Consider the following 12484-nt stretch of genomic DNA (forward strand, 5'->3'; position numbering starts at 1 on the left):
AGGTACGAATCACAGCAGGCGAAGGTTACAGCGCGGGGCGCTGGTGCGAGGCCCGCGCAGGGGCAGGCGCGCTGCCGTTGGTAAACCAGTGCCTGATGACCTGGGCGGCGGGCTTGCCCTTGGGCGTGAAGCGGTGGTCGGTGGGGGCCACGCGGCGCGGCGACCACTTCCACACCATCGCGCCTGCCATCCACGGCACCGGCGCCCACACCTCAAAGAACGCGCGGTAGCAGCGCGCCTGCAGGGCCGGATGTGCGCGGTCGGCGGCGGCATGTTCGGGCCAGCGCCACGGAGTGCGTGCGGCATCGGCTGCGCTGCGGTAGCCCAGCTCTGTAAACAGCACGGGCCGGTTGTACTGCCGATGCGCGGCGTGCAGGGCCGCTTTGTGGCGTTGCCATCCCGAGCGCAGCGCGGGCAGCGCAGGGTCGGTTGTGTCGCTCAGCGGGAAGTACGCCTGCACCCCAATAAAGTCGAGGGCGTCCCAGATGTCGAGCGTGGTGTAGCCGTTGTGCCAGTTGGCGGCGTACGTCAGCTTGCCGGCGTACACACTGCGTACCGTGTCGATGAGCGCGCGCCAGTATGCCGGATGGCGCCGCACGGTGCGGTCAATTTCGGTACCCAGCACCAGCACGTCGGCCTGTACGGCGCGGGCCAGGCGGGCATACGTGAGGATAAATCGGGTGTACGAGCGGCTCCAGCGCCGCCAGTTGTCGCCTTCAAAGAGGACGCGGTGGCGGGCTTGTCCGTCGCTGCTGTAGCCGCCAATCCAGATGTGGGGTTTCAGGATCACGCCCATGCCCAGGCGCCGGGCGCGCCGCGCAAGATCGCGAATGCCCGTGTGACTCTCGCTGTACCATCCGTCGCTGGTGTCGAGCGCTACGTGCGGGGTGGTGGGCGTGCGCTGCCACCCAAACGGGATGAGGGTGAGGTGCGTGGTGCCCAGTGCAGCAATCGCGTGGAGCGTGCTGTCGGGCGGACGGTCGCGGGCGTCGAGCGTTACGGCCTGGATGGGAAAGGGCCGCGGCGCAGGGGCGGTATCAGGCGAGGCGCTGTCCGGTGAGGCGGTGGGGGGCAGCGCGCGGGCCGCGGGGCGGTCGGGCGGGCGGCCGCAGCCGGCCAGGCCCAGGCCCCACAACGCAAATCCAATAACCAGCAGTATGCGGCGCATCATGGAGCAATAACCCTTGGGCATAGGTGCGGAGGAGCCCCAACCCGTGCGACGGTTTCACGATCCCCAACCGGCCGTGCAGCGAATCTTTTTCTTTGGGTCGTCGTGCATGCAAGTCCTTCTAATTTCCTGTTTTTCCTGGATTGTTGGTGCAGGGGCATGACATCATCCGTTTCGCCAGGCACGCTCCGTAAAGCGACGGCCGCGGACGTCGCCGCGCTGGATCGCCTGATTGAGGCCTCGGTGCGCGCGCTGGGGCCGCGGGCCTACACCCCAGCGCAAATCGAGGCATCGCTGAAGCATCTCTTTGGCGTAGATACGCAGCTCATCGCCGATGGCACGTACCTGGTCGTCGAACGCGACGGCGATGTAGTGGGTAGCGGGGGGTGGAGCTGGCGGCAGACGCCGTTTGGGGGCGATCAGGCGGCGGCCCAAAACGCGGCGGCCCGCGATCCGTCCACCGATCCGGCCGTCATCCGCGCGTTCTTCGTGCATCCGGCGCACACACGGTCGGGCATCGCCTCGTGGCTGCTCGACGCCTGCGAGGCCGCGGCCCGCGACGCCGGCTTTACCCGCTTTGCCTTAACGGCCACGCACACCGGGCACGCCTTCTACCGCGCGGCGGGCTACCGCGACGTGGCGCCGCGCGTCATCGATCTGCCGGGCGGTACCTTGCTGGAAGCCATCGACATGGAAAAGCCGTAGGCCGCGACGCCCGCGGTCGTTTGTACGACGTGAATTATTCTACCCTGCGCCATGCACATTTATCTCACCGGATTTATGGGGAGCGGCAAGAGCACGGTGGCGCCGCGGGTGGCCCAGCACGCGGGCCGCGCGGTGGTAGACCTGGATGCTGTGATCGAGGCGCGCGCGGGCCGGCCGGTGCCCGAGATTTTTGCGGCGGGTGGCGAGGCGCACTTTCGTGCGCTCGAAGCCGAAGCCCTGCAGGCGGTGGCCGCGCGACCCGAGGCGGTGGTGGCCCTGGGCGGCGGTACGCTGCACCATGGCGCCAGTGCACAAGTGGCCCGCGCGAGCGGACAGATCGTCTTTCTGGACGTGCCGCCGGACGTGCTCTACGAGCGCTTGCGCGCTACCGCCGCGGCCCGTCCGCTGCTGCACGGCCCCAAGGGCGAGCCGCTGGCCGGCGATGCGCTCAAAGACCGCCTGCGCACCCTGCTGGCCGACCGGCGCGCCGGGTACGAAGCGGCTGCGCACCACATCGTACCGGCCGATGAGGCCCCGGAGGCCGTGGCCCGCCGCATCCTGGCGCGTGTGGATAACCGTTGAACTTGAAGCTCCTGCAAGGCACAACGGAACCGGCGCGCATCGCTCCCTTAAAACCCTCTGCTTTTATCACACGGGGCATGGCGCAGCCCGGTAGCGCGCTTCGTTCGGGACGAAGAGGTCGCCGGTTCAAATCCGGCTGCCCCGACCACCACCACAGGCGGTCTTCGCACATCGCGGAGATCGCCTGTTTGCTTTTGTATTCCCCCCACCTGGCCCCAGCGCACCAATGGCGTCCATTGATCGCGGTGATCTCATCACCCTCGACATCGAAAAGTTCGCCGACAAGGGCAAGTCGCTGGCACGCCGTGATGGCTACGTGGTGTTCGTGGAAGATGCCGTGCCCGGCGACCGCGTAAAAGCATACGTCTACCGCGCCAAAAAGAATTACGCCGAGGCAACCATCGATACGGTCATTGCCCCTAGCGACCTGCGCACCACCCCGCGCTGCCGCTATGCCGACACCTGCGGCGGCTGCCAGTGGCAACACGTGGACTACGCCGCGCAGTGCGAGGCCAAACAACAGAGCGTGGCGGAGGCGTTTCAGTACCAGTCGGATTTTGACGCGGTGGACGTGCGCCCCATCATTGGGGCCGACACCACCTTCCGCTACCGCAACCGCATGGATTTCGACTTCAGCGCCGATCGGTGGCTGACGCGCGACGAAATTGATTCGGGCCAGGACTTCGATACCGATTTTGCATTGGGGCTGCACGTGCCGGGCAATTTCCGCAAGGTGATTGACCTGCAGGAGTGCCATTTGCCAAACGAAGTGACCGAGCGCCTGCTGAATGGCATCCGTGAGGTGGTGAAGGCACGCGGGTGGTCGGTGCGCGATCATGGCGCCAACACCGGATTTTTGCGCCAGCTCATCGTTCGCACCGGCACGCACACCGGCGACGTGATGGTGCATCTGGTAACGGCGGGCGGGGCGCCGGAGCGCATCGCGACGTTGGGCGATATCCTGCAGGACAAATTTCCCGAGGTCACTACGTTCGTGCATACGGTGCACGCGGGCCGCGGCCCAACGCCCCCGCACACGGCCGACGTGGTGTTTGGGCCGGGCGTCATTCGCGAACGGATTGGAGGCCTGGACTGCCGGATTAGCCCGCACGCGTTTTTCCAGCCCAACACGCGCCAGGCCGAGCGGCTCTACGACGTCGTGCGAGAGGCGGCCGCCCTGCAGTCCACCGACGTGCTCTACGATTTGTACTGCGGCGCGGGCACCATTGGGTTGTCGATGGCAGACGCCGTGGAGCAGGTGGTGGGCATCGAGCGCAACACGCCCGCGGTGGAAGATGCGCGGGCCAACGCGGCGGCCAATGCCATCGCCAACGCTACGTTTGTCGCGGGCGACGCGAGGGACCATGTGACCGACGCGCTGGTGGATGCGCAGGGCGCGCCCGATGTGCTGGTGGTGGACCCGCCCCGCCCCGGACTGCACAACGACGTGACAGCGCGCATCGCGGCCCTCGCGCCGGAGCGCTTCGTGTACGTGAGCTGCAATCCGCAAACCCAGGTGCGCGATCTGGACCGGCTCCACGACGCGTACGCAATTGAGTGGGTGCAGCCCGTCGACATGTTTCCGCACACCGTTCACATCGAAACGGTGGCCGCCTTGCGGCGCCGCTAAGCCCGCGCCGACACGTCGGGTTAAACCAGGTTCGCTGCGGGAAACGGCCGCACGCGCCGCCCCACCGTGGCAACCGATGGGAAAAAACGAACGATGGATGCGCTTCCATATGGGTTAAAACGTAAAGATTGTGTGCGCTCACATTTTCGTTTCTTCTGCTGGTGTACTTCTTCTCGGTTTACAGGTATGCTTGCATGTCTTTGGCAACGATAGCCCGCAAAATCTTTCCGGTAGCGCGTATGCTCCAGTCCATCGCAGTCATTAACAACAAAGGCGGCGTAGCAAAAACGACGACAACGTTGAACCTTGCCGCCGGCTTTGTGCAGCGCGGGCAACGCGTTCTGGTGGTCGACATGGACAGTCAGGCGTCGGCGTCGCTGGCGATGGGCCTTGACCGCAGCGCGCTTGCGCCCGGTACGGCGGCGGCGTTGTTCGGGGAGGTAGCTCCGGCGGGCGCCCTTCAATCCACCGCTTTCACAGGTGTTGATGTGCTCCCCGGAGGCATGGCGCTGGCCGATGCGAACGTCCGGTTGCAGCAGCAGTCCGATGGCACGCGGCGGCTGCGTGAGGTCTTGCGCACCGTGTCCGACCGCTACGATCGCGTGCTGATCGACTGCGCGCCGTCGACGTCGATCCTAACCATCAACGCCCTCGTCGCGGCCGAGTCGTTCATCATCCCTACCACGCCGCAGTACCTCTCGCTGGAGGGCATCATCAATCTGCGCGCGGTGGTAAGGCGCGTGCGCAGCGAACTGAACGCCGCGGCGCCGGTGCTGGGCATCGCCTTCACGCGCGTGCCGCGCAGTCCGTCGCAGGGCGTGCGCGCATCCATCGAGAAGGTGCGCGACCACTTTGGCGGTAAGGTCTTTTCTACCGTGATCCGAGAAGATGCCACCATCCGCGATGCGATGGCGGCCCATGCGCCGGTGGCCGCGTTTGCATCGGAAAGCGACGGCGCAGTCGACTACACGGCGCTCACGGCCGAGGTGGCCGACCGCCTGCAGCGCTACGGCGCGGTGTATGCGAACGTCATCAAGCACACGGCACGCGCCACGACCGCTGCGTAGGGCTCGCACGCTTTTTGATGGTTCACGTGCACAGACACGCCTGATGCGTGGACCTTACGGTTTAACCCGTCAGCCGACCTCGTGCATACCCTGTTTCCATCATTTCATGCTGCTATGACCATCATACCCATCATCAACAACAAAGGCGGCGTCGGCAAGACGACGACGACGGTGAACATAGCCGCAGGCCTCGGCCGCCAAGGGCAGCGTGTGCTGCTTGTGGATCTGGACAGCCAGGCCTCTGCTTCGCTTGCGCTGGGCGTATCCCGCGACAACCTGAGGCCGTCTGTTGCGGAGGTGTTGTTTGACGAGACGTCCACCGGCGAGGCCATACGCTCCACGAGCGAGCGGAACGTAGACCTGATTACCGGCGCGCTCCGCCTCGCCGATGCCGACACCCGGCTGTCGCGCGTTCAGAACCGGCAGGCGCGCTTGCTCAACGTGCTCGAGTCGGTCACCGACCGCTACGATTACGTGCTGGTCGATTGCCCGCCGTCCACTTCGCTGCTCACCATCAATGCCCTGGTGGCCGCCGATGCGTTCCTCATTCCCGCCTCGCCGTCGTACCTCTCGCTGGAAGGCGTGGTGAGCCTCGGCAAGGTAGTGAGCACCGTGCGCCGCGAGCTAGGCGAGGCTGCGCCGGTGCTGGGGGTGCTGCTCACGATGGTGCGCGAGGGCGATGCGCAGGCCCAGGAAAACATCGAAGCCGTGCGCGAGCACTACGGCGGAAAAGTCTTTAACACCGAGATTCATCACGATCCCCCATTGGAAGAGGCCCCCGAGGCGGGCCAGTCGATCTTCAGGTTTGCGCCCGACACCCGCGGCGCGCGCGAATACAGCGCCCTAGTTGATGAGGTAATCGACCGCGTAGATCGCTACAGCGAGGTGTACGAAAGTGTGAACGAGCGCAAACGAAAGCGCGCCTCCGCGTAATGCTTCATTCAGTCTGCTGATGCCATGAGCGCTTCCACCGTATTTACCCGCGCCTTCGATACGCCCGCCGACGATCCCTTGCTGCAGCCGCCTTTGGCCCTTGCGCAGGGGGAAGCTTCTGGGCGTATGCGGCGTCTTACGATCCGGTTGCCCCATCCAGAGGCCGAACGCCTGCAGGCCCTAAACGATGCGGTGGCCAACGATTGGCAGATTGACGGCCTGGAGCTGGCTGACGCGAACGCTTCGGATCCCACGCATCAGCATCTGGTTGTCACCTTGAAGCGGCCGGCGCCACGGCCGTTGTTCGATTCCGTCTCCTGATGCCTTCCGTTTTCTCCTATGCCTACTGTAGCCATCACGGGCGCCGCGGGCGCCATCGGCTCGGCCACGGCCCGCGCGTTCGATGACGCCGGCTGGTCGCTTGTCCTCATCGACTACGGCGCGTCAAACGCCGCTTCGCTGCGCGACGCCTATCCGACGGCCGATGTGCACGACGTGGATCTCACCGACCGCTCGGCTACCGAAGCGGCCTTCGAGGCGGCGGGCGCCATCGATGCGGTGCTCGCGATTGCGGGCGGCTTTGCTATGCAGGCAGCGCTCGACGCCACGGCCGATGCGTATGCGCACATGCTGGATCTCAACTTTCAGACCCTCTTCCACACGGCCCAAGCAGCGGGGCCGCACCTTACCGGCCGCTCCGATGCGCCGCTGTTTATGGGCGTCTCGGCCCCAGCCGCGCTCAACGGACAGGCGCAGTCGGCCCTCTACGCGGCGTCCAAGGGCGCCGTGGCGGCGTATCTAAAGTCGCTTGATAAGGAGTGGGACGACGTGCGCGTGAGCACCCTCTACCCGATGGGCGTGGTGGATACGCCGGCCAACCGCGAGGCTATGCCCGATGGCGATCCGGCGTCGTGGATTGCGACCGAGGAGTTGGCGGCGAGCATGGTGCACCTGGCTACGCGGTCGCCACGCGGACACTTGGCGGAGTTGAAGGTTCACGCGGCATAGCGCATGGATTCATTTGATGGCTTTGTAACGGGTTTGCGCGAGCAGCTCGACGGCCCCTTGCCCGGTACGTCGGCCCAACTGACGATGGCGCCGTCCTACCGCATGACGCCCGAGCAAGCGCGCGTGGAGGGCAAGTCGTGCCGCGAAGCCGGCGTGCTGGCGCTCCTGTTCCCCGACGGCTCGCGCGTGCACGTGGTACTTACGGTGCGCCGCGACGAGCTGCCCGATCATCCCGGACAGATTGCGTTTCCGGGCGGGCAGCGCGAGGCGGGTGAGTCGCTGCGCGCTACGGCCCTCCGCGAGGCCCACGAGGAAGTTGGGTTGCAACGCGACCGTGTGCAGGTGCTGGGCGCGCTCACGCCGCTCTACATCCCGCCGTCCAACTTCTGCGTTCATCCATTTGTTGGCGTTACCGCCGCGCCGCCCGCGCTCTGCCCAACCGATGCCGAGGTGGCGCACATCCTGCGGGTGCCGCTCGATCATTTGCTGCGCCCCGAGGCGCGCCGCCGCGAACCCTGGACGCTGCACGGCTCCACTGTGGATGTCCCGTTCTTTGCTGTCGACGATCACACCGTTTGGGGCGCCACCGCCATGATGCTGGCGGAACTGCTCGCCGTGGTGCGCCCGCTCTATCCTTCCCTCACCATCCCCTCTTAGCTCCTGTGCTCTCCGACGACACCCTCGATGCCCTCGAACGCGACGTGACGGCGTGCGACGACGCCCGCGCTGCGCTGGAGGACGCGCTCGACGCCGCTGCGGCCGCCGAGGCCCCCACCGACGCCCACTACACCGCCATCGCCACGGCCCTGCGCAACTGGCAAGCCGCGCAGCAGCGGTACATGGACACCGTGGCGGCCTCCGAGGCCTCCGATGCGCCCACGGCCGGGCTCCTGCTGAAAACCAAGACGGGCACCGATCCGGCCAACGCCCGGCGCGGGCTCCCGGGCGCTTCGGTGGATGGCGCCGATCAGCCGTTCGATATGGATCTTACCGGCACGCGCGGGCAACTGCTCACCACTGCACTCACGGACTACCTCCCCGCGCTTTCCGAGCAACCCCCACAGAAATAAAATAACGCGCAGCTTGTTGCAACTTTTGGAAAGGTTGCGCCAAACCAGGAACGCGCAGGCCCCGTTCAGGGAGTTGTCCGTACGCCCAAGTCTATTTTCTGCCCGCTATGTCCTGGATGCAACGACTCGTCCACCGCGACGACGCTTCGCTCAACACCGCCTCCGCGCCCGTTCCGGTCACCGACGAGAGCCCGCACGCCGTGGTCATTGGTGCGGGACTGGGCGGGCTGGCGGCGGCCATTCGCCTCGGGGCGCGCGGCTACCGTGTAACCTTGCTCGACCGCCTCGATCAGCCCGGCGGCCGCGCACGGGTTTTTAAACAAGATGGCTTTACGTTCGATGCCGGGCCCACGGTGGTCACCGCGCCGTTCTTGTTCGACGAGCTCTGGCGCCTTGCCGGCCGCACCCGCAGCGACGACGTGACGCTCGTGCCGGTCGATCCGTTCTACAACATTCGCTTCAACGACGGCACCTACTTCCACTACACCGGCGACGCGGCCACCATGGAGCGCGAAATCCGGAAGTTCAACCCGGCCGACGTGGAGGGCTACCGGCGCTTCCTGAAAAAGAGCGAGGAGATCTTCGAGATCGGCTTCGAGGAGCTGGGGCACGTACCGTTTGGCTCGCTGAGCGACATGCTCAAAATCATTCCGGCCATGATGAAGCTGGAGAGCCACCGCACGGTCTACAGCCTCGTCGCCAAGTACATTAAGCACCCCAAGGTGCGCAAGGTGCTGTCGTTTCATCCGTTACTGGTGGGCGGCAATCCGTTTACCACCACCTCCATCTACACGCTCATTGCGTTCTTGGAGCGGAAGTGGGGCGTGTGGTACGCCATGGGCGGCACCGGATCGCTCGTGCAGGGCATGGCCGATCTCATCGACGATCTGGGCGGTACGCAGCGCTACAACGCCGAGGTCGAGCAGATATTGGTGGAAGGCACGCGGGCGGCGGGCGTGCGCCTTACCGACGGCACCGTCATCGACGCCGACCTCGTGGTGTCCAACGCCGATGTGGGCTACACCTACCGGCACATGATTCGTCCCGAGGCGCGGCCTTCGTGGTCTGACGAGCGTGTCGAGAACATGAACTACTCGATGAGCTTGTTCGTGTGGTACTTTGGCACCGACCGCACCTACGAGGACGTGGAGCACCACACCATCTTGCTGGGCGATCGTTACCAGCGCTTGCTGGAAGACATCTTTGACCGGAAAGAGCTGGCCGACGACTTTAGCCTCTACCTGCACCGCCCCACCAAAACCGACCCGTCGATGGCGCCCGCGGGGCACGACGCGTTCTATGTGCTCTCGCCGGTGCCGCACCTCGACAGCGGCGTCGACTGGCGGCTGCAGGCCGAGCCGTACCGCCAAGCCGTGGCCCGCTATCTCGAAGACACCATCCTGCCCGGCCTGAGCGACCACCTGGTAACCTCCCGCATGCTCACCCCGCGCGAGTTCCGGCACGAGTACCTTTCGCTGAAGGGCGCGGCATTCAGCGTAGAACCCATCCTGCGGCAAAGCGCCTACTTCCGCCCCCACAACGCGAGCGAAGACATCGACCAGCTCTACTTTGTGGGGGCCGGCACGCACCCCGGCGCTGGCATGCCCGGCGTGCTCTCCTCGGCCCGCGTGCTCGATACCGTCGTGCCCGATCCGGAAGCGCTGCGTCGCCGCGTGCCCGTAGCGGCCTAATCGGTTGGGATCACGTGTGTGGGCTGCGGCTTAGGACGCACGTACGCCCATCGCCTTCACGCGCCCCAAGCCGGTATGTCGTCCACCACCGTCGCCTCCAACGCACGTACCATCGCGTTCAAGCAGCGGATGGCGGTGGTGCAAGATGGTGCGTACGTCGATGCGCTGCCCGCCCCCTCCGGCGATGCGCGGCTGCGGCGGCAGGTGCGTGAGCTCGTGGCCGGCGCTACCCGCTGGCAGCGGTGGCTCGACTTTCTCCTGGCCGATGCGTACGACGGCGCGTACGACCGTATGGACGTGCCGCTGCGGGTGCTCCTGCAGCTGGGCGCATACGAGCTATTGCTGCAAGAGACGCCGCCGCACGCTGCGGTCGATCAGTACGTGGCGTTGGCCAAAGAGCGCGTGCATCCGCGGGTGGGCGGCCTCGCCAACGCGCTGTTGCGCACGTTGCATCGCCAGCGCGAGGCGCTCCCGCAGCCGCGAACCGGCGATATGGCTGCGGATCTTGCCATCCGGCAGTCGCACCCCACGTGGCTTGTCAAGCGCTGGATGGATCGGTACGGCGGGCGCACGGCGGAGGCCCTGTGCCGCTGGAACAACACGCGGCCCGCGTATGGCGTGCGGCTGCGAGACGGCACCACCCGCGACGATCTGGAGGCGCTGGGCGTTGACTGGACCCCTTCGCCCTACCTCGCAGACGTGATGGAGGTGGAGCGGCTGCAGCCGTTGGTGGCGGCCGGGTGGCTCGCTGCGGGGCGCTGCGTGGTGCAAGACGCCGCTGCGGCGCTGGTGGTGCAGCTCCTCGATCCGCAGCCCGGCGAAACCGTACTCGATCCCTGCGCGGCCCCCGGGGGCAAAACGCGCTACATCCTCGATCGCATGGACGGCCGCGGCCGGGTGCTGGCCTTCGACCGGAGCGCCGACCGGCTCGCGCGGCTTCCGGCCCACCCACAGCTCACCGCCGAGGCCGCTGCACTGCAGGCCATCGCGGACCGCCCCAATCCGCCACAGGCCGACGCCGTGCTCCTCGATGCCCCCTGCACCGGGCTGGGCGTGCTGGCCAAGCGGGCCGACCTGCGCTGGCGCCGCACCCCCGACGACCTGTCGACGATGGCCCAACGCCAGGATGCGCTCCTGGATGCCGCCGCACGACTGGTGCGTCCGGGCGGGCGCCTGGTGTACAGCACCTGCAGCATCGCCCCCGAGGAGAATGAAGACCGCGTGGCAGCGTTTTTGGATCGCCACGCCTCGTTTGTGCTGGAGCCGGCCGCGGCGCAGGTCCCAGCGGCTCTGGCGACGGAGGCGGGCTATTATGCGACGCTGCCCTCCCGCGACCGCGTCGACGGGGCGTTTGGCGCGCGCCTGCGGCGGCTGGACTAAATCCCCAATCGCCTGCTTTCGCCAGCAACCGGCAGACCGGTGAACCGATGCCCGCTCCGGTCGTTAACGCCCGTGCGTCTCTCAACAGACTACGCCCAAGCCCCATGCCTACGTTGCTGCGCCGCCTCGGTGCGTTTTTCTGTCTCCTCACCGTCCTCTCGGCCCCGGCATCGGCGCAGCGCATTGCCAAATACGGCGCCGACTTTCTGGCGGGCGGCGTGGATGCGCGAGCCCTGGGCATGGGCGGGGCCTACGTGGCGCTGGCTCAGGAGGTGAGCGCCGGGTACTGGAACGTCGCCGGACTCTCGCATCTGCAATACCCGCAAATTGCGTACATGCACGTCGAGCGCTTCGGCGGGGCCGTGTCGTTCGACTATGCCGCCGGCGCCTTTCCGCTGAGTGAGCAATCGACCCTCGGCCTCTCCCTTATGCGCAGTGGCGTAAACGACATCGTGAACACGCTCAACGCGTGGGACCCCGTGCGCCAGCAGCCGCGGCCCAACTACGAAAGCCTCGTCACCACCTTCTCGGCGGCCGACTGGGCGCTGTTCGTGCATTATAGCCGCCGCGTCTCGGCGCAACTGGACGTGGGCGTGTCGTTTAAGGGCATCAAGCGCTCGATTGGGGATTTTGCCGAGGCCACCGGCTACAGCGTTGACGTCGCCGCACAGTACCGCACCGGGCCGTACCGATTGGGCGTAACGGTGCAAGACCTTTCCACCATGCTGCAAAGCTGGAGCGTAAACGCCGCGGCCTTTCAGCTTGACGAGATCAACCCGGCGACGGGCAATCCGTTTACGTACCAGGAGGTGTTTGGGCAAGACATCCCGCAGGGCGGCACGGCGCTGGTGCTGCCGGTGGTGCGGCTGGGCTCAGGCTACGTGCGCGCCATCGGGCCGCATCAGCTTACGGTAGGGCTGGATATGGATGTCGCGTTTGACGGGCAGCAGGCCTTCGTGCCCAATGTGGGCGACGTGTCGTTTCATCCGCGCCTGGGCGCGGCGTTTAGCTATCAGGGCGTGGCGGAAGTGCGCGCGGGGCTGCGCCGCTTGCAGGTGGGCAACGGCATCGGGTGGGACGTCGCCCCGTCGGTGGGCGCGGGCCTGCGGTTGGATCAGTTCAGCATCGATGCTAGTTTCGGAGACTTCACGGGGCTGGCAGCACAGGACCTGGGCTACACGTACCGGATCTCGGCGACCCTGACGCTGGAGCAGCCCGGCATGAAACGCGGACAAGAGTAGTCATCGGCC

The 12484-nt window shown here is 66.4% G+C and carries 13 protein-coding genes and 1 tRNA gene; 13 read left to right on the forward strand and 1 reads right to left on the reverse strand.

Going from position 1 to position 12484, the window contains the following annotated elements; translation table 11 throughout:
• Positions 1 to 25 precede the first annotated feature (25 nt).
• A complete protein-coding gene (locus SALLO_RS14580) occupies positions 26 to 1171 on the reverse strand; it encodes a glycoside hydrolase family 113 (RefSeq protein WP_022834661.1) in 1146 nt (381 codons plus the stop codon).
• Positions 1172 to 1327: 156 nt separating this feature from the next.
• Between SALLO_RS14580 and SALLO_RS0102035 the strand changes: the two genes are divergently transcribed.
• The 13 genes from SALLO_RS0102035 (at position 1328) to SALLO_RS0102095 (ending at position 12475) form a co-directional block, all read left to right on the forward strand.
• On the forward strand, positions 1328 to 1873 hold the full coding sequence (locus tag SALLO_RS0102035) for a GNAT family N-acetyltransferase (protein ID WP_022834662.1): 546 nt from the start codon (positions 1328 to 1330) through the stop codon (positions 1871 to 1873).
• Between the two features lie 51 nt (positions 1874 to 1924).
• Positions 1925 to 2455 carry a shikimate kinase gene (locus tag SALLO_RS14585; protein ID WP_022834663.1) on the forward strand — a complete coding sequence of 177 codons (531 nt, stop codon included), beginning with the start codon at positions 1925 to 1927 and terminating at the stop codon, positions 2453 to 2455.
• 71 nt (positions 2456 to 2526) lie between these two features.
• A tRNA-Pro gene (locus tag SALLO_RS0102045) sits at positions 2527 to 2603 on the forward strand.
• Positions 2604 to 2681: 78 nt separating this feature from the next.
• Positions 2682 to 4085, forward strand: coding sequence for a 23S rRNA (uracil(1939)-C(5))-methyltransferase RlmD (gene rlmD / locus SALLO_RS0102050; protein WP_022834664.1), 1404 nt, complete (start codon positions 2682 to 2684; stop codon positions 4083 to 4085).
• Between the two features lie 239 nt (positions 4086 to 4324).
• On the forward strand, positions 4325 to 5152 hold the full coding sequence (locus tag SALLO_RS14590) for a ParA family protein (RefSeq protein WP_022834665.1): 828 nt from the start codon (positions 4325 to 4327) through the stop codon (positions 5150 to 5152).
• Between the two features lie 114 nt (positions 5153 to 5266).
• Positions 5267 to 6085, forward strand: a complete 819-nt coding sequence (locus SALLO_RS14595; protein ID WP_022834666.1) for a ParA family protein — start codon at positions 5267 to 5269, stop codon at positions 6083 to 6085.
• A 24-nt stretch (positions 6086 to 6109) separates the two neighbouring features.
• Positions 6110 to 6406, forward strand: a complete 297-nt coding sequence (locus SALLO_RS0102065; protein ID WP_022834667.1) for a hypothetical protein — start codon at positions 6110 to 6112, stop codon at positions 6404 to 6406.
• A gap of 18 nt (positions 6407 to 6424) precedes the next feature.
• Positions 6425 to 7093, forward strand: a complete 669-nt coding sequence (locus SALLO_RS0102070; RefSeq protein WP_022834668.1) for an SDR family oxidoreductase — start codon at positions 6425 to 6427, stop codon at positions 7091 to 7093.
• Between the two features lie 3 nt (positions 7094 to 7096).
• The gene (locus SALLO_RS0102075) at positions 7097 to 7750 is read left to right on the forward strand and encodes an NUDIX hydrolase (RefSeq protein ID WP_022834669.1); all 654 of its coding nucleotides are present in this window, start codon (positions 7097 to 7099) and stop codon (positions 7748 to 7750) included.
• Between the two features lie 5 nt (positions 7751 to 7755).
• Complete coding sequence (locus tag SALLO_RS0102080; protein WP_022834670.1) at positions 7756 to 8163, forward strand: hypothetical protein; 408 nt, start codon at positions 7756 to 7758, stop codon at positions 8161 to 8163.
• 107 nt (positions 8164 to 8270) lie between these two features.
• Entirely contained in the window at positions 8271 to 9854 is a 1584-nt protein-coding gene (locus SALLO_RS0102085; protein ID WP_028566796.1) for a phytoene desaturase, read from the forward strand.
• A 75-nt stretch (positions 9855 to 9929) separates the two neighbouring features.
• Positions 9930 to 11234, forward strand: a complete 1305-nt coding sequence (locus SALLO_RS0102090) for an RsmB/NOP family class I SAM-dependent RNA methyltransferase (protein ID WP_022834672.1) — start codon at positions 9930 to 9932, stop codon at positions 11232 to 11234.
• A 104-nt stretch (positions 11235 to 11338) separates the two neighbouring features.
• Complete coding sequence (locus SALLO_RS0102095; RefSeq protein ID WP_022834673.1) at positions 11339 to 12475, forward strand: PorV/PorQ family protein; 1137 nt, start codon at positions 11339 to 11341, stop codon at positions 12473 to 12475.
• Positions 12476 to 12484: the final 9 nt, after the last annotated feature.

The organism is Salisaeta longa DSM 21114, from assembly GCF_000419585.1.
Taxonomy (GTDB): domain Bacteria; phylum Bacteroidota; class Rhodothermia; order Rhodothermales; family Salinibacteraceae; genus Salisaeta; species Salisaeta longa.